Origin of the sequence: Marinobacter guineae (genome assembly GCF_002744735.1) — a bacterium.
GTDB classification, from domain to species: domain Bacteria; phylum Pseudomonadota; class Gammaproteobacteria; order Pseudomonadales; family Oleiphilaceae; genus Marinobacter; species Marinobacter guineae.
Genome location: NZ_KZ319341.1, coordinates 409,847 through 427,094, shown reverse-complemented (window position 1 = coordinate 427,094; position 17,248 = coordinate 409,847). Strand labels below are relative to the sequence as shown.

Sequence of the window (17,248 nt, the reverse complement as noted above, 5' to 3'; positions counted from 1 at the left end):
GCCATGTAAGTGCCCTTTCGAATCATGCAGTTAGGTGGATAAAAATTAATGTTTTCGGCGCGCCCCCGGGAGCCAATGGAAAATCGTCAGATTGCGTGATAATGGTGCGATCTCCAACAGAAGGTTTGTTTATGTCGAATTTGCTGTCTCATAACGCTCACGTGCTGGGTTCGGTCACCACCTCGTCGTTGACGGCGTGGCGCGGCTGCCTGGTGGTGAAAACGGTACCTCAGCCGGAAAAGCCGATCGTGCTCTACGATATGGAGGGCTGTCCCTACTGCCGCCGGGTCCGTGAAGTCCTGACCGCCCTGAATCTGGATGTTGAAATCCGCCCCTGTCCGAAAGGCGGTTCGGTGTTTCGGGCGCAGGCGGAGGCTCTGGGTGGCAAGCAGCAGTTCCCGTTGCTGGCGGACCAGAACACGGGGACGGTGATGTATGAGTCCGAGGAGATTATTGAGTATCTGTTCCGCCAGTATGCCGGGCGGCCGGTGCCCAAATATTACCGTGGCCGGGTCTGGCAGCCGGTTCTGGGTTCGGTAGCCTCGGTGGCCAGTGCCATGAGGGGGCTGAGAGTGAGCCCCGGGAAGCGGCCGGAGCAGCCTTTGCACCTGTGGAGCTTTGAGGGCAGCCCGTTTTCCCGTTTGGTGAGGGAGCGGCTGTGTGAGCTGGAGATTCCTTACACGCTGCACAATCTGGCCAAGGAGCATTGGTCGGAGATCGGGCCGGCGAAGCAACGGATTAAGCCCGGGCCTTATACGCCGATTCCCGGTGGCAAGCGGGATGCGTTTTTTCAGGTGCACAAGCGGGTTCAGGTGCCTTATCTCGAGGATCCCAATACCGGCGAGGGTTTGTTCGAGTCTTCCCGAATTCTCAAGTATCTGGACACGCACTACGGGAACTGACCTGTTTTGAGGACTGTCAGCTATGGGGTGGCCGCGCGGGCGGGTCATCCCTTTGCCAGACACGCCGTAAATACATCCATGTAGGCTCGGTCGGGCCATCCCTGGCCCTCCACGGTCTGGCAAAGGGATGACCCGCCCGCGCTTTGAGAACGTGTGCCATTCGCACTGAGTATTGTCAGAGTGGGAGCGCAGACATGGAACGACGATTTAATCGAAGACAATTCCTTATCAACACAGGCCTTGCCGGGCTCGCATTGAAATCTCAGGTTCTGTTCGCGAACACGTCTGGAACTCCCGCTTCATCCCCCATTACTCGCCGGGTTCCCGGAACGGGCGAAGCCATTCCTGTTATCGGGATGGGTACCTGGATTACTTTCAACGTGGGTGGCGATACGAAGCTTGTGGAACAGCGTACCGAGGTGTTGAGAACGTTTTTCGATCTTGGCGGCACCGTGGTGGATGGCTCGCCGATGTATGGTTCAGCGTCGGATGTGGTTGGTGAGGCGCTTGAGGCCCTTGGCGCCCGGGATCGGATTTTTGCTGCCACCAAGATCTGGACCGGGGATGAGTCGGAGACCCGGGAGCAGGCGGAGCAGTCTCGCCGGCGCTGGGGCGTTGATCGGTTTGATCTGTTGCAGGTGCATAACCTGTTGGGATGGCAGGGACATCTTGAGACCCTGAAGGCTATGAAGGCGGACGGTGAGGTTCGGTATATCGGGATCACCACCTCCCACGGCCGCCGGCATCGTGAATTTGAGCAGATCATGAAACGGGAGCCCCTGGATTTTGTGCAGCTGACCTATAACCTGCTGGATCGTGAAGTTGAAGATCGGTTGTTGCCTTTGGCCAGGGAGCGGGGGATTGCGGTGATCGTGAACCGGCCATTCCAGGGTGGTTCCCTGTTCAGGCGGTTCCAGTCGGAGCCGCTGCCGGGGTGGGCCGGTGATGCGGGGGTGGGTAACTGGGCTGAGTTTTTCCTTAAATACATTATTTCTCACCCGGCGGTGACTTGTGCGATTCCGGCAACAACCAGAGTTGAGCACATGAAGGAAAACATGGGGGCGCTATACGGGGCGTTGCCGAATGCGGAGCAGCGTCAGCGTATGGCGGATTATGTGAGGTCTCTGTGAGCGGCGCCGATTGGCTGAGCTACTCGTTGCAGGACTTTGTGATGTTCGGGCCGCAGGTGTTTCTGAGGCTTTTCGTAAGGATCAATCAGGATATCTGGCCTTGGCAGTTACTGGCTGTGCTGGTCGCTATTGCTGTACCGGCACTCCTTCTGAAGCAGGATGGTCGGTCCCGGCGTATGGCACTCGGGCTGGTGTCAATGGCCTGGATAGCCAGTGGATACGGGTTTCTGGTGGGGTATTTCGGGCCCATTAACTGGCCAGCCGGGTGGTTTGGCTGGGCGTTTGTGGTTCAGGGTGGTTTGTTGGCGGCGGCAGTGCTCTTTGGCGGTGTCCACGAGCGGAGACTGCGGAACGGGCCGTTGGTTTTGTGCTGGTTGATGGCGGTGTGCGGGTTGCTCTGGTTGCCAGTGGTGGAGGCCGGCAGCTGGCAGGCCATTGCCCTGTTCGGTGTGGCGCCGGGCACTACAGCAGCGACCGGCATGTTGGCCCTCGCCTTGATGACAGGCTCCTGGCGCGGGCTCTATCTGATAGTGCCGCTACTTTGGAGCCTGTTCAGCGCGGCCATGTTCTGGGTGCTGAAAACCTGGTGGTTGCTGTTGCTCCCAATGGCCACGCTGATGGGCATCGGCGCCGCGTTCTGGTTCAGTCCCAGGCAGGGGCGAAGCCCGGGTTAGCAATCCGCTCGTTGCGATCCAGCGCGTCGATGGCGCGAATCTCATCCTCATTCAGCTGGATGTCCAGTGCGTCCAGATTTGCCTTCTGATGCGCTGGGCGAGTGGATGAAGGAATGGGAACCACGCCTCTTGAGGCGACCCAGGCGATGGTTATTTGTGCCGCGGTGGCGTTTCGCTCCCGGGCAATGCGTTGCAGGGTTTCGTCTTCCAATACCTTGCCAACGGCCAGCGGCATGTAGCCGGTAACGGTAATGCCAAGCTTCCTGGCATGTTCCACTACCTTACGGTTGGCCAGGAAGGGGTGGACTTCCACCTGGTTGGTCAGAATCGCGTTATCGCCAAGGATCTCTTTGGCCTGATTCATCTGGGCACAGGTGAAGTTGGAAATGCCGATGTGCTCTGCAAGGCCTTCCCGCTGGGCATCACGCAAGGCGCCAAGGTACTCTTTCATCGGTACTTCATCGTCCGGCGAGGGCCAGTGAATCAGCGCCAGATCAACGTGGTCGGTCTTCAGGCGTGCGAGGCTGTCGTGCAGGCTGTTGATCAGATCACTGGCGTGAAGCTGGTCGTGCCAAATCTTGGTGGTGACAAAAATCTCGCGGCGCGGAATGCCGCTGGAGGTGATGCCATCGCCAACTTCCGCTTCATTCCCGTACATCTGGGCGGTATCAATATGGCGGTAGCCCAGGGAAAGGGCACTCTTTACGGCGTCCCGGGCATCATTGCCCTTGAGCCGGAAAGTTCCCATTCCGATTTTAGGAAGTGCGCTGAATGACATACTGTCCTCCTTTGCGAATCGTGTGTCTTTAACGTGGTGCCGGCACGCTGGTTCTTCAAGTAGCCCCCGGGTATCATTGGCGCCTGACAACTCTCGATCATTCCAAGCCATTCCGAACCGCAACCCTGGGGGCCCACCATGTACACCGGCCATTGCCTGTGTGGCGACATCCGATTTGAATACGATGGCCGCCTCGGCCCAGTTGCCCTGTGTCACTGCAGCCAGTGCCGCCGGGCACACGGCAGTGCCTTTTCGGCCAGTGCGCCGGTACAGAAGGTGCGGTTCCGTTTTGTGTCTGGCGAAGACAACATTACCGAGTTTGAATCCCGCCCCGGCAAGTTTCGGGGCTTCTGCAGCCGTTGCGGCAGTCAGCTCTACAGCCGTGTTGATGCCATTCCCGGGATTCTCCGTCTGCGGGTCGGGTGGCTCAACGAACCCCTGGGCAAGGGGCCGGCCCACCACGTTTTCGTCGGCTCAAAATCCGACTGGTTCGAGATTACCGACGAACTGCCACAGTTCGACAAAACCGAGCGAACCAACGATCCTCACTGAACCGGTACCATTCGGTAGACTTTCCCCCTCGGTGAATCCGTCAACAGCCAGAGGGCCCCGTCCGGGCCCATGCGTACGTCACGGATGCGTTCACCCAGACCGGTCAGTAAATCCTCTTCCCCAGTTACCTTGCCGTCTTCGAGCTCAAGTCGAACCAGTTTGCGCATCTTGAGTGCGCCGACAAAAAGATCGCCCTGCCATTGCGGGAACAGCTCGCCGGTATAAAAGGCCATCCCAGAGGGGGCGATGGACGGGTCCCAATAGTGCAAAGGCTGAGCCATACCTTTTTTCTCGGTTTCGCTCGTGATGGGAAGCCCCGAGTAATCGATCCCGTAGGTGATCTCCGGCCAGCCATAATTGGTTCCCGCCCGGATGATGTTGATCTCGTCGCCACCCCGGGGACCGTGCTCATGGCTCCAGATCTCGCCGGTCTCCGGGTGGATGGTCATGCCCTGGATATTCCGGTTGCCGAATGTGAAAAAAGAGTCGTTGACCCCGCTGTCATCAAGGAAGGGATTGTCCGGGGCCGGGTGGCCGTCCGTGGTAATCCTGTGAACGCCGCCGGCATCATCTTCAGTGTCCTGGGCGCGGTCCATTTCTCCCCGGTCCCCCACGGACACGTACAGGTTGCCTTCCCGATCAAATTCCATGCGCCCGGCAAAGTGGCGGCTGGTGCCGGAGCGGGGCAGGGCTTCGAAAATCACCTCTACCTCAGTCAGTTGGTTCCCATCGAGAATCGCCCGCGCAACCCGGGTGGTCATACCGTTCCGGTTTTGGTGGGCATAGCTCAGGAACAGGGTCTGATTTTTTTCGAAGTCCGGGTGCAGGAGTACATCCAGCAAACCACCCTGGCCTGATACAACGAGCTCAGGGAGGCCGCCGACCGGCTTGTCGACCAGTTGGCCACCTCGGATAACTCTCAACCGACCGGCCCGCTCGGTGACCAGGCTGGATCCATCCGGCAGAAAGGCAAGACTCCATGGGTGCTCAAGGTCCTGTGCCACGGTTTCCAGCCGGAAATCCGCCTGGTCAGAGGAAAAGGTCTGGCTCGCCATGCTGCCGGCAGACGTCAGCAGCAGGCTGCTTGCGAGAATCAGGTGCTTGCAGATGGGCATGGAAACCTCCGTTTCGCCGGCGCCAATCAATGAAGGGGTGCTGATTGAGAATAGCAGTGGGGATATATAGGGCGGTAGAAACTTTCCGGATCATCTGTTTTGGTGTTTTAAATCATAATGATTCGCATTAAGATATGTGGGTAACATACAACGCTGTATCAAACCAAGAACGGAGAAGAAGATGTCCCGAATTCCGGAACCCCTGTTCCGCCGCAAGGCGCTGTTTACTGCCATCCTGTGCGCGACCCTGCCTGCTATGGCGTCGGCGCAGGACGCCGGGCCCACCATCCTCGACGTACTGGACGTGTCTGCTAAACGCGGCCAGGTCTCATCCGAGTCCACCGGCAGTTACACCAGTGGTGCGACCACAACCTCCATGAAGATGGAGCTTGGCCACCGGGAAACGCCACAGGCGGTCACGGTAGTAACCCGCGAGCAGATGGATGATTTCGCCCAGAACGATATCAACGACGTTCTGGAAGGCACCACCGGCGTAACGGTGGAATCGGTTGAGACGGATCGCACCTATTACACCTCCCGCGGCTTCGACATCAACAACTTCCAGTATGACGGCGTCGGCCTGCCAGCGGTGTATGAGAACGTTCAGGGTGAGCTGGACACTGCGTTCTTCGACAGGGTGGAGGTGGTGCGCGGCGCCAATGGCCTGATGGCCGGTTCCGGGAGCCCGGCGGCAACGGTCAACTTCATTCGCAAACGTCCGACCGCGGAAACCAACGCCTCCGTGACGGTTACCGGTGGCTCCTGGGACAAGAAGCGCATTGTCGGGGACGTCTCCGGCGCCGTTTCCGAATCCGGCGCTGTGCGCGGTCGGGTGGTGGCCGGATACGAGGACAAGAACTCCTACCTGGACCGCTACAGCAACGAAAAGCAGATGTTCTACGGGGTGCTCGAGGCCGATCTGACGGAAACCACCCTGCTGACTCTGGGCCACTCCAGCCAGACCTCGGATACCGACAGCCCGCTGTGGGGTGCGTTGCCGCTGTTCTACACCGATGGCAGCGCAACCGATTTTGCCCGGTCCACCAGTACCGCTTCGGACTGGTCCTATTGGGACAACACCCAGCACAACAGTTTTGTCGAGCTGCAACAGGAGCTGGCGGGTGGCTGGCGGGTCAAGGGCTCGGTATTGCGGTTGGAAAAAGACAGCAATTCAGAGTTGTTCTATCAGTACGGCACTCCGGATCCGCGAACCGGTGACGGACTGCTGGCCTACCCGAGCCAGTATGATCTGAATGTCGAGCAGTGGGTGGCAGATGTCTACGCAACCGGTCCCTTCAATCTGGCCAACCGAACCCACGAGCTGGTATTGGGTACTACCTGGTCGCGCTCCGAGACCGTGGATGAGTCCCGCTATGGCCAGGGTATTGGCGACCCGCTGCCACCTTTGAGCGAATGGGATGGCAATTACCCCCGGCCAACCTTCGACAACGGCGTTGCCGGATCGGACTGGACCGATCGTGAAACCGCAACCTACGCCGCTGCCCGCTGGACTCTGACCGACAGCCTGACAGCCATTACCGGCGTCCGGCTCACCTGGCTCGACAGCGAGGGGACCAGTTACGGAGCAACGAAAAACACCAGTTACCACGCGGTGGAAACTCCCTATGCAGGGCTGATTTACGATCTCGACAGCGATCATTCGGTATACGCCAGTTACACAGAGATCTTCACCCCGCAAACCGAAGTGGACATCAGCCGGGACCGCCTGGACCCGATCGACGGGGTTAACTACGAGCTGGGGCTGAAAAGTGAATTCCTGGACGACCGGGTGAATACCACCGTGGCCCTGTTTCAGACCGAGCAGCAGAACGTGGCCGAGGTGGCAGGAACCTTCCCGGGCACCCAGGACGCGTATTACCGCGGCATAGACGGGCTTCAGAGCGAGGGCATTGAACTGGAGTTTGTTGGCGAGGTAACCGACCGCATCCAGCTGTTTGCGGGCTACACCTACGTGAACATTGAAGGTGCCGATGGTGACTCCGCGAAATCCTTTGTACCGGAGCATCTGGCCCAGTTGAGAGGAACCTGGGAAGTGCCGGGTGTCGAGGGGCTCAAGGTTGGCAGTGAAATTCGCTGGCAGTCGTCAATTACTCAGGAGCAGGGCGTTGCCACAACCGGGCCCAATGCCGGGGCTACGATTATTACCAAACAGGAAAGCTATGCGGTGGTCGACCTGATGGCCAGCTACGATTTCGCACGCAACTGGAACGCCACCCTGAACGTGAACAATGTGACCGACGAAAAATACATCGAGAGCCTCAAGAAGTTTGGCGCTTCGGCCCAGGGCTTCTATGGAGATCCGGCCAACGCCAGCCTGACAGTTTCCTGGGTTTACTGACCGGGAGTGTGAGGGCGGGAACTATTCCCGCCCTCTTTATTCAGTGTTCATGGGGAGGAAACGGAATGACACCCGAGCAGGAAATGATTGAAGGATTAAAGCTGGCAGCCGGCGCTGGTGCGTTTATTGGTCTGATTGCCATCGGACTGGCCCTGGGTTCGGCGTTTGGTACCTGAGTGTTGCCTGAGAGCCGCTAAACGCTCCTTGCGATAAACGCCACAGGTACCACAATAACCGCCTTCAGGTAGCAGATACCTCAGGCAGCATCCCTTCCGCTGCGGAATTGCGGTCCTTTGTTCACCGAAGACCGCCGGAATCCAGTCAATGAACTGGTTGGCGTCATTGCCAAACTCCTCAAGCCAGCGCTGAGCCAGGTCACAGAGCGCTTCAGGCTCTGCCAGGTTCCACACGGCCGAAAACGGCGCCCCAAGCCCCAGCCCGATGCTGCTCCAGTATGCCCCGGGGCTGACACCGAGTGCCTTCCGGAAAACCGGATACCAGTCTGAGGCCAGGCGGCCCAGTGACCGGATAAACGCGGGTTCATCGACCAGGCCGCCGTACGCCACATGGAACCATCGGGATATGGTTTGTGCCCCTTGCCCAACGGGGGCGAGGAAAATGCGGTCGGGATCAGGCAGGGGAGACCGGCCATCCCGGAAGAGGCGCAAGGTGAGAGGGCCAATAATGCTTAACGCCAGATCCTGCTGAAGCACGGAAACCTGCGCCCTGATGGCCCTGGCATCGGACGCGTGTGGGTAATCCCTGGCCACCTGATCGATCAGCAGTGCCGGCTGCTCCAGGCACTGTGCCAGAGAAAAGAGTGCCCGGCGCTCACCGGGAGCCGGCTGAAGCGCCTGACCAAAAACGGATTCCGTGTCCAGCCCGGATGCCTGCAGCAGACGGGCGTAGCGTTCTGACCAGGCGCCCGGGATTCCGGCAGCTTCAGGCCCGGCCATGACGACTCAGCCCCCAGAGAAAATACACGCCACCGACAAGGGCCGCCAGCAGTCCTGCCGGCAGCTGGTTGGGATAGACCACAATCCGGGACAGATAGTCGGCAATGCCGAGCAGCAAGCCGCCGGCTAGAGCCGCCACAATCAGCTGCCGGCCAACAGTCTGCTGGCCCAGCACTCGTGCCAGGTGCGGCGCAATCAACCCGACAAAACTCAACGGTCCGATCACCACGGTTGCCGAGGCTGTCAGCAGCGCTGCCAGCAGCAACAGGACAAGGCGCATCTTTGTCACCGGCAACCCCAGGGCACTGGCCGAGGTTTCTCCGAGGGGAAGAATGGTCAGCGGGCGGACAACCAGCAGCAGGGTGGCGGAGATCAACAGGATCAGCGCCAGAAGTCCCAGGGCCTCATTCTCCGACACCAGCCAGGTTGAGCCGTACATCCAGTTGAGTAGTTGCGAGGCCACGGTGCCGCCCGAAGCCATCACCAGCCGCAGGCCGGCGTCCATAAAGACATACAATGCCAGGCCACCAAGCAGAAGCTGATTGCCGGCAAAGTGGTGTTTTCGCGCCAGCAGGATCAGTAGGCCCAGTGCTGCGGCCGCACCCAGGGTTGCGCCACCCAGTTGCCCGGCTCGGCCAATGTCGGCGCCGGACAGCACAATCAACACCATCACAACGGCTGCTCCACCACTGATGCCAAGCATTTCCGGGCTGGCCATGGCATTGCCTGTCATACGCTGAATGAGTGTTCCGGCCAGGCCGAGAGCTACGCCAGCGAGGATGGCCGCCAGCAATCTCGGGCCGCGCCATACCCAGGCCTCATGCCATTGTGAAAACGCTGTCCAGCTCCATCCCTCGAGGCCCGGGGACCAGCTCATGGAAATGACCGTGGTGACCAGGAGGAGTGTGATCGCCACGCTACCTACAAGCATCACCGGACGTCGCTTCGGCAGGAAACCGGCCGGACTGGCATCCTGGCCGGGCATATGGTGAGTGTTTTTGAAGCCCTGGAGCGCCACCAGGATAATGGGGCCACCGATCAGCGCGGTGGTGGTGCCGGTGGGTACCAGGGAGCCGTCGCCCCAGGTCGATGCCCAGTGGGCCAGGGTATCGGCCAGTAGCAGCAGGCCCCCGCCGAGAAGGCTGCTCCAGAGCAGGCGCGCGCCAAGGGTTCGGGCGCCGAGCAGGCGAGCCAGCACCGGTGCCGCCAGACCCACGAAGGCCACCACACCAACCCGGCTGACCACGGTGGCGGTCATCAGCACCACCAACAGCAGTGTCAGCAGGCGAATCATCCCCACTTTGGCACCGAGTGAGCTTGCCGAGGTCTGCCCCAGCTGCAGCACCCGCAGGGGGCGCATCAGTAACAGCATCAGCACAGCAAGCGCCAGAACCCGGGGCCAGAGCTCCATAAAGGGGTGCCAGTTATTCTGAACCAGAGACCCGGCTCCCCAGATAAACAGGTTTCCCAGCCATTCGCCCTTGAGCAGCAGAAACGCCATGTTCACGGCGCCGAGGAAAAAGGTGACCACCAGGCCGGCAAGAATGACCGTCACCGGCGAAAAGCCGAGCCGCCAGGTGAGTGCGATCACCAGCCCGATGGCCATTAAGCCTCCGGCAACGGCAACCAGATCGGGGCTGAAAGCCAGTAGCCCGGGAAAAAACATGGTGCCAACCGTTACGCCAAACTGGCCGCCGGCCTCCACTCCCAGCGTCGTCGGAGACGCCAGAGGATTGCCCAGAATCTGCTGGGTTACTGCACCGGCAAGACCAAGCCCGCAGCCAATGAGGATGGCAATGGAAACCCTGGGCGCCCAGCTGTAATGGGCGAGGACGGAGGAGTAATCACCGGCATCGAAGGTCCAGAAAGCCGCGAGCAGTGCGCCGGGGTCCAGTTCGCCAAACCAGGGCGCAGCGCTGGCCAGCAAGGCGCCCATCCAGAGCAATGTCGCGGTGATGGGCAGCCCGGGCGGAAGAACCGGTTGCCGGGCCGGTATAGCGGCAGATTCAGCGTACATTGTCCGACCCTCCTGCCAGCAGGCTGTCGGTCAGCAATGTCGCCAGGCGCTTGACCGGGTAGACACCTCCGAACGGCCAGACCGGCGCAATGCGGTACACCTGCTCGCGTTGGACCGGTGGCAGGTAGGTCCAGAACGGACTGCTGGCCAGGCTGTCGGCCAGACCGGGCAGGGTGGGGGAGATGACCACGATGCGGCTGTCCTGGTAGGGCGCGATGGCTTCCAGTCCCACCACTGAAAAGCCCCAGTAGTTGCCCTGGTGTGGCCAGGCATTTTCAAGCCCCAGGGCATCCAGCGCATGCTGGAACAGGCCGTTGGGTGTGTAAATACGAACGTGCCGGTCGTCCAGAAAGTTCACCAGTGTTACAGGCCGGTCCGTCAATCCGGCATCTTCCAGGCGATGCCTCTGGGTTTCCAGGGTCTGTTCAATATCGCGCAGAATAGCCTCTGCCCGGGCCTTGCGATCCAGAATCTGGCCAAGTGTGATCAGCATGTCACGGGCTTTCTCGAAGGGCCGGGAGCCTTCCTTGTAGACGCTGGCCACGTAAGTCGGTGCAATACGCTGCAGCAAATCAGCCGCCGGGGCCATCTCGGAGCTGGTGACAATCAGATCGGGCTTGAGTTCGGCGATGGCCTCCAGGCTCGGCGCAACCCGTGTGCCGATGTTGGCAACGCCTTCGGGTAGCTCAGGCTCCTTCACCCACACCTTGTAGCCATCCCGGTCGGCAATGCCAACCGGGATGACACCGAGCAGCAACAGCGCTTCTGTGGCTGCCCAGTTCAGAGCGATGATTCGCTGAGGTGGCACTTCGAGTGTGAGGGTGCCTTGTTCGTGTTGCCAGGTTCCGGCAGTGGCGAGAACAGGCAATAGCCCGAGTACCGCCAACGCACACCAGCGCCAGGAAATGAGCCTAGTGCACATAGGAAACCCACTGCCCTGGCGCACGCTCCATCACCCCCATCGGTACGCCATAGATGGATTCGAGAATGCCGGTATCCATGATTTCCCGGGGGCTGCCGTCAGCCACCAGCTGCCCTTCTTTCAGCGCGACCAGGCGGTCGCAGAAACGGGCGGCAAGATCGACATCGTGCAGCACAACGATCACCGTCAGTGCCCGGTCTTCGGCGAGGTGATGCACCAGCCGGAGAGTTTCCACCTGATGTTTCACATCCAGTGCGGAGATGGGTTCGTCCAGCAGCAGGCAGCGGGTCTGCTGGGCCAGCAACATGGCTATCCAGGCGCGCTGGCGTTCACCGCCGGAGAGGGTGTCCACCGACCGGTGGCGGAACTGGCAAAGTCCGGTGTCTTCAATGGCATGGTCAATCCGCCGGTGATCGTCTTCGTTGTAACGTCCGAGGGGGCCTCGCCAGGGATATCGCCCGAGTGCAACCAGTTCACGAACGGTCAGGCCGTCGGTGCCGGGTGGATGCTGGGGCAGGTAGCCCACGTTGCGGGCAAACTCCCGGGCGCCGGTATGATTGAAGCATTTACCCAGCAGATGAACATTACCGGACGAAGGCGCGAGCTGGCGGGCCAGCACTTTCAGAAGGGTGGATTTCCCGGACCCGTTATGGCCAAGCAGGGCGGTGACCTCGCCCTCGCGAAAGCCAAGATTCATGTTGCGAAGAATGGCCATGCCACCGATGTGCACGCTCAGGTTGGATACGTCGAAGAAAGCAGACATGCAGGCTCCCAAAAGGCTGAGGGCCTGCAGAATAATCTAAATGCGAATCACTATCAATATATAGTGCAATAATGAACCGGCCTGATTCAGACCTGCCCGGTCTGAACCCGCCACTGGACAGCGTAGGCGCCGTCTTCCTGGAGCAGTTCTTTATGGGTGCCCCGCTCCACCACTTTGCCTCCTTCGACCACGGCAATGTTGTCGGCATCAACGATGGTGGAAAGGCGGTGAGCAATCATGATCACGGTCCGGTTATGGCCGATCCGTCTCAGGGAGCGCTGAATGGCGGCTTCGGTTTCATTGTCCACCGCACTGGTGGCCTCATCCAGCACCAGGATGGGAGGGTCTTTCAACAGGGCTCTGGCCAATGAAAGGCGCTGGCGCTGGCCGCCGGACAGTCGGACGCCGCGCTCGCCCACCGGTGTTTCCAGCCCCTCTGGCAGGGCTTCGATAAAGGACCAGGCTTCGGCGGTTTTTGCGGCCTCCATGATCTCGGCATCGGAGGCATCCGGCTTGCCGTAGGCCAGGTTCTCGCGAATGCTGCCCTCGAACAGGTAGACATCCTGGCTGACCAGCCCGATGGCGCCACGCAGGGATTTCAGGCTGACATCCCGGATTGGCTGGCCGTCGATCCGGATTTCGCCATGGCTGGGGTCGTAAAACCGTAGCAACAGCTTGATCAGGGTTGATTTTCCGGAACCGGTCGCACCCACCAGAGCCAGGGTATTTCCAGCTGGCACCGTCAGGCTGATATCCCGGATGCCGGCGCCGCTGGTGGGATAGTGAAAGCTTACTTTGTCCAGCTCCACGGTGCCTTTCACCGGCGCCTCAAGTTCCTGTCCGGCCTCGTCCCGAACGTGCACGGGCTCGGCCAGCAGGTCCAGGATCCGCCGGGTGCTGGCCATGGCACGTTCGAACAGGTCGATGACTTCGGCAAGGCCGGTCAGGGGCCAGAGCAGGCGCTGGGTAAGGAATACCAGCACGCCGTAGGCGCCCACATTCAGGGAGCCCTCGAGTGCCATCATGCCACCCACCGTGAAGGTGGCCAGGAAGCCGGCCAGGATCGCCATGCGGATGACCGGAATGAATGCAGAGCTGATGCGGATGGCCCGGCGGTTGGCCTCAACATACGCCTCACTGCTTTCCTTGAGGCGCCTGGCTTCCCGTTGTTCCGCGGTGAAGCTCTTGATGGTAGCAATGCCGCCGAGGTTGTTGGCGAGCCGGCTCGAGAGGTCGCCCACTTTTTCCCGGACATCGGCATAGAGCGGGCCAGCCTTGCGCTGGAAATAGAAGGCGCCCCAGATGATCAGGGGAATCGGCGTGAACGCCAGCAAGGCAATTATTGGCGAAAGTACGAAGAATACCGCACCCACGGCCACCACCGTCACCACCACCTGAATCATGGCGTTGGCGCCACCATCGAGGAAACGTTCAAGCTGGTTCACGTCGTCGTTCATAGTGGCCACTAACTGACCGGAGCTGCGGGCCTCGAAGAAGCTCATGTCGAGGCGCTGTGCGTGCTCGTAGGCATCCTGCCGCAAGTCCGACTGAAGCCGCTGGGCCAGGTTGCGCCAGAGGATCTGGAACAGGTATTCGAACAGCGATTCCCCGGCCCAGATAAAGAACGTGAGGATGGCCAGAATGGTGATCTGTTCCTGGGCTGTTTCAAACCCCAGGCCTGCAACAAAGCTCTCTTCCTTGTTGACGACCACATCGATGGCGACGCCGATCAGTATTTCCGGGGCAATGTCGAACAGTTTGTTGATGACAGAGCAGGTGGAGGCCGCAATGATCTGCCTGCGGTAACCCCGGGCGTATCTGAGCAGGCGGGCCAGGGCGGCGAAGCTGCTGGTGGCGTTGTGGCTGTGTGAGGACATATCTGGCTACTCTCCCGTGAAGTACGCAGGCATCAGGGCGGCAAGGGTAGCGGATTCTCCAGGGTTTTAAAATAGAATCATTATCACTTGCGTCCGTTGCGCTGTAGCCAACGATCCAGTTTGTCGGCGAATTCCTTGCGGTCGGTCTGGCTGAAGGGGGCCGGGCCGCCGGTCACCTGGCCGGCGTTTCGCATTTCTTCCATGAAGTTGCGCATGGCGAGGCGCTGTCGAATATTCTCTTTGGTGAAGGCCTGGCCGCGGGGGTTGAAGACGTCGGCGCCTTTTTCGATGGCTTCGGCGGCCAGGGGGATGTCCTGGGTAATGACGAGGTCCCCTTGTTGCATCTGGTCCATGATTTCGTTGTCAGCAACGTCAAAGCCCTGGGGGACCTGGCGACGTTTGATGTAGGGGCTCGGGGGCAGGGTGATCACGTGGTTGGCGATGAATGTTGTCTCGATCTGCCAACGGGTGGCGGCGCGGCAGAGGATCTCCCGGATGGGGACGGGGCAGGCGTCGGCGTCGACCCAGATTGGCATGGTTGGTTCCTTCTTTTGGCTTGGTTTTTGGTGAGTTTACCGTTTGTTGTTGTGAGCCTGGTAGGGGAGGTCCGCGTATCTCGTTATGTGGATCTGGCTTTTGGTGGAGGAGGCATTGGGGCCGCCCTTCCAAAAACCGCTACGAGCACTTCCATGTGCGCTTGTTTCCGGCCGTCCATGGCCTCCAACATTTTTGGAAGGGCGGCCCCAATGCCTCTGCCGGACATCAGAGGTTTACCCGCGGTATCAGAGAGACGCTGCAATCTTTTTTTGGAGGTGTTGGCCATGATTAGTCGGATTCTATTCTCTGGATTGTTAACCGTTTTCTTTTCTTTCTCGGCGTTCGCCGCTGATAGTAACGCAGAAGCTTGGCAAGCCCTTCGTGAGGGCCGGGCGGTTTTGATGCTTCGTCATGCCCTGGCGCCGGGTACCGGGGATCCGGCCAGTTTTGATATCAACGACTGCAGGACCCAGCGGAATCTGAACGATACGGGGCGGGAGCAGGCGCGGGCGTGGAAGCCGTTTCTGGAGAGCCACGGGATTACTGAGGCGCGGGTGTTCAGCAGTCAGTGGTGTCGGTGTCTGGATACGGCGCGGGGCATGAACATGGGGGAGGTTACTGAGTGGCCGTCGCTGAATTCTTTTTTTGGCAATCGTGGGGATGGTTCGGCGCAGACTCGGCAAACCATTTCTCTGGTTAACGGGCTGGGGGTCGGGGCGCCGGTGATTCTGGTGTCCCATCAGGTGAATACCACGGCGCTGACCGGTGTGTATCCTTCGTCCAATGAGGGGGTAATTATCGGACTGCCCTTGTCTGATGATCCGAGGGTGCTGGCGAGAGTTTCACCCGAGAGTTGATGGTATAATCCAGCACTCATTCAATTAACAGGAAATGATAATGTCCCAACTTCCTCCATGCCCGCAGTGCAGTTCCGAATACACATACGAGGACGGTGTCCAGCTTGTTTGTCCAGAGTGCGGGCATGAATGGTCTGAGGCGGAGGCTGCGGCTGATGCGGCCGGGAAGCTGATTCGGGATGCCAACGGCAATGAACTTCAGGATGGCGACACGGTCACTGTGATCAAGGATCTGAAGGTCAAGGGCTCCAGCTCTGTGGTGAAGGTGGGTACCAAGGTAAAGAATATCCGTCTTGTGGAGGGCGATCACGATATCGACTGCAAGGTCGATGGCATTGGTGCCATGAAGCTGAAATCGGAATTCGTTAAGAAGGCCTGATTCTAAAAGGTGTTAGGGGTCGGCAGGGAGAAATCGAATGGTTGATCATGATGATGAAAACAAGCCGGTTCAATCGCCGTCAGAGCGCAAGCATGAGCTCCATCAGGAACTGCCGGTCGATTTCCCCGATCCGTTTTTTCGCGGCCTGCACCGGGTTATTCGTTTCGCAATCCGGGTGCTTGCCGTGTTGATGGTCGCTGTTATCCTCTGGGGTGTCGGCGATGTCATTTACATCATTTACGACAGGCTCATCACGCCGCCCTTCCTGCTTCTGAACATCAACGATATTTTTTACACCTTTGGTGCGTTCATGGCGGTTCTGATTGCGGTGGAGATCTTCATCAACATCCGGCTTTATCTCGGCACCAATGTCTTCCCGGTGCAGCTGGTTGTGGCCACGGCTCTTATGGCTATCGCCCGGAAAGTGATTGTGCTCGATTTCGAGACACTGACACCCATGTATCTGATCGGGATTGCCGCAACCACGCTGGCGCTCGGGGTTACCTACTGGTTGCTGAGACAGGGCAATCAGTACCATGACTGGGATGACTGATTGCCCTGCCTCAGAGGTTGGTTGATCAGGCCTTTGTGGCAACCTGGATTTGTTGCTCCAGCTCTCGGGCCATTCCGGTATCAAGGTTCAGAGCCGAGGCCAGCTGGTCCAGCCATGCCCGCTCCATGGGGTTTTGCTCGTCGATCATCACCGCGCTGACGATGTAGATTTCCCGGCTTGCCTGGGGTGAGTCTGCGTTCCGGGCGAGGGCTTTTGCGTCCAGTGGGGCGTCAAACTGTTGTTGTATCCAGGCGTGTAATTCGTCATCGGGACCCAGTTTCTCGATTTCCTGGGTCAGCAGGGCACGTTCGTTAGCGTCGATGTGGCCATCGGCGCGGGCTGCCATGATCATGGCTTGCAGTATCTCCAGGCCTCGTTGTTCCTGCGCCTGGCCCTGCAGCTGTTCCAGAGGCTGACCTTGCTGGGCCAATGCAGGCTGCGATGTGCCCTGGTTGCTGGACTGGTAGTTCTGGTACGCCTTCCAGGCCAGTACACCCACGCCAGCCAGGGCGCCGTACTTCAGGGCTTTGCCGCCCATCTTCCGGCCGCGTTTTGAGCCGAGCATCATGCCGAGGGCGCCGCCGCCCAAAAGACTTTTGACGTCGATGCCTGAACCCGAGCCTTGTCCGCCTTTGAGTTGGCTGCCAAGGCTGTCCATCATCCTGTTGATGTCCATTCCTCCACTGCGGGACTGGCCTCCCTGGGCCTGTTTCATTACCTGGTTCAACACCGACATCACGTTCATATTCAGCTCCTGCTAATCGGGTCACTGGTTGGCTTCTGCGGTCATTCTATGTCCGCCGGGCTCCCGGGTCATGAGGCCGAGATTAATCTGTTGTCATGAATCAGGGCATTTAGTTCCGTTGATCACTGCTGC

General features: G+C 59.6%; 17 protein-coding genes. 8 read left to right on the top strand and 9 right to left on the bottom strand.

Annotation, left to right across the window (positions count from 1 at the left end):
• The first annotated feature begins 131 nt into the window (after window positions 1-131).
• From CLH62_RS16350 to CLH62_RS16340, 3 genes are all read left to right on the top strand, one after another.
• A complete protein-coding gene (locus CLH62_RS16350) occupies window positions 132-902 on the top strand; it encodes a glutathione S-transferase N-terminal domain-containing protein (RefSeq protein WP_099619250.1) in 771 nt (256 codons plus the stop codon).
• A 194-nt stretch (window positions 903-1,096) separates the two neighbouring features.
• A complete protein-coding gene (locus tag CLH62_RS16345; protein ID WP_099619249.1) occupies window positions 1,097-2,032 on the top strand; it encodes an aldo/keto reductase in 936 nt (311 codons plus the stop codon).
• Window positions 2,029-2,706, top strand: a complete 678-nt coding sequence (locus CLH62_RS16340; RefSeq protein ID WP_143752377.1) for a DUF6064 family protein — start codon at window positions 2,029-2,031, stop codon at window positions 2,704-2,706. Before CLH62_RS16345 ends, CLH62_RS16340 begins: the two co-directional genes overlap by 4 nt.
• Here the strand turns inward: CLH62_RS16340 and dkgB are convergent.
• Window positions 2,675-3,484, bottom strand: a complete 810-nt coding sequence (dkgB, locus tag CLH62_RS16335) for a 2,5-didehydrogluconate reductase DkgB (protein WP_099619247.1) — start codon at window positions 3,482-3,484, stop codon at window positions 2,675-2,677. The genes CLH62_RS16340 and dkgB overlap by 32 nt on opposite strands.
• Window positions 3,485-3,622: 138 nt before the next feature.
• Between dkgB and CLH62_RS16330 the strand changes: the two genes are divergently transcribed.
• Window positions 3,623-4,036: a GFA family protein gene (locus tag CLH62_RS16330; protein ID WP_099619246.1), complete on the top strand. Its 414-nt coding sequence runs from the start codon at window positions 3,623-3,625 to the stop codon at window positions 4,034-4,036.
• On the opposite strand, the gene CLH62_RS16325 is transcribed toward CLH62_RS16330, so the two are convergent.
• Window positions 4,030-5,151: a PQQ-dependent sugar dehydrogenase gene (locus tag CLH62_RS16325; RefSeq protein ID WP_099619245.1), complete on the bottom strand. Its 1,122-nt coding sequence runs from the start codon at window positions 5,149-5,151 to the stop codon at window positions 4,030-4,032. The two genes, CLH62_RS16330 and CLH62_RS16325, sit on opposite strands and share 7 nt — an antisense overlap.
• A 181-nt stretch (window positions 5,152-5,332) precedes the next feature.
• Between CLH62_RS16325 and CLH62_RS16320 the strand changes: the two genes are divergently transcribed.
• Window positions 5,333-7,510: a TonB-dependent siderophore receptor gene (locus CLH62_RS16320; protein WP_099619244.1), complete on the top strand. Its 2,178-nt coding sequence runs from the start codon at window positions 5,333-5,335 to the stop codon at window positions 7,508-7,510.
• 95 nt (window positions 7,511-7,605) lie between these two features.
• On the opposite strand, the gene CLH62_RS16315 is transcribed toward CLH62_RS16320, so the two are convergent.
• The 6 genes from CLH62_RS16315 to CLH62_RS16290 all read right to left on the bottom strand — a co-directional run bounded on the left by CLH62_RS16315 (window position 7,606) and on the right by CLH62_RS16290 (window position 14,581).
• On the bottom strand, window positions 7,606-8,466 hold the full coding sequence (locus CLH62_RS16315) for a (2Fe-2S)-binding protein (RefSeq protein WP_099619243.1): 861 nt from the start codon (window positions 8,464-8,466) through the stop codon (window positions 7,606-7,608).
• Window positions 8,453-10,483 (bottom strand): Fe(3+)-hydroxamate ABC transporter permease FhuB, encoded by a 2,031-nt coding sequence (fhuB, locus tag CLH62_RS16310; protein ID WP_099619242.1) that lies wholly within the window; start codon window positions 10,481-10,483, stop codon window positions 8,453-8,455. Before fhuB ends, CLH62_RS16315 begins: the two co-directional genes overlap by 14 nt.
• On the bottom strand, window positions 10,473-11,405 hold the full coding sequence (locus CLH62_RS16305; protein ID WP_099619241.1) for an ABC transporter substrate-binding protein: 933 nt from the start codon (window positions 11,403-11,405) through the stop codon (window positions 10,473-10,475). Before CLH62_RS16305 ends, fhuB begins: the two co-directional genes overlap by 11 nt.
• The gene (locus tag CLH62_RS16300; RefSeq protein WP_099619240.1) at window positions 11,395-12,168 is read right to left on the bottom strand and encodes an ABC transporter ATP-binding protein; all 774 of its coding nucleotides are present in this window, start codon (window positions 12,166-12,168) and stop codon (window positions 11,395-11,397) included. The genes CLH62_RS16305 and CLH62_RS16300 overlap by 11 nt, the downstream gene beginning before the upstream one ends.
• Before the next feature lie 86 nt (window positions 12,169-12,254).
• Window positions 12,255-14,045, bottom strand: a complete 1,791-nt coding sequence (locus CLH62_RS16295) for an ABC transporter ATP-binding protein (RefSeq protein WP_099619239.1) — start codon at window positions 14,043-14,045, stop codon at window positions 12,255-12,257.
• Between the two features lie 83 nt (window positions 14,046-14,128).
• On the bottom strand, window positions 14,129-14,581 hold the full coding sequence (locus CLH62_RS16290; protein WP_099619238.1) for a YaiI/YqxD family protein: 453 nt from the start codon (window positions 14,579-14,581) through the stop codon (window positions 14,129-14,131).
• Window positions 14,582-14,866: 285 nt separating this feature from the next.
• Here CLH62_RS16290 and CLH62_RS16280 point away from each other — a divergent pair, with 285 nt between their 5' ends.
• From CLH62_RS16280 to CLH62_RS16270, 3 genes are read left to right on the top strand one after another with little or no spacing between them, the layout of a single operon-like run.
• Window positions 14,867-15,439, top strand: coding sequence for a histidine phosphatase family protein (locus tag CLH62_RS16280; protein WP_099619236.1), 573 nt, complete (start codon window positions 14,867-14,869; stop codon window positions 15,437-15,439).
• Window positions 15,440-15,479: 40 nt separating this feature from the next.
• Window positions 15,480-15,818 (top strand): zinc ribbon domain-containing protein YjdM, encoded by a 339-nt coding sequence (locus CLH62_RS16275; RefSeq protein WP_099619235.1) that lies wholly within the window; start codon window positions 15,480-15,482, stop codon window positions 15,816-15,818.
• A gap of 37 nt (window positions 15,819-15,855) precedes the next feature.
• Window positions 15,856-16,371 (top strand): phosphate-starvation-inducible PsiE family protein, encoded by a 516-nt coding sequence (locus CLH62_RS16270; RefSeq protein WP_099619234.1) that lies wholly within the window; start codon window positions 15,856-15,858, stop codon window positions 16,369-16,371.
• A gap of 25 nt (window positions 16,372-16,396) precedes the next feature.
• On the opposite strand, the gene CLH62_RS16265 is transcribed toward CLH62_RS16270, so the two are convergent.
• Window positions 16,397-17,116 carry a tellurite resistance TerB family protein gene (locus tag CLH62_RS16265; RefSeq protein ID WP_099619233.1) on the bottom strand — a complete coding sequence of 240 codons (720 nt, stop codon included), beginning with the start codon at window positions 17,114-17,116 and terminating at the stop codon, window positions 16,397-16,399.
• Window positions 17,117-17,248 lie beyond the last annotated feature (132 nt).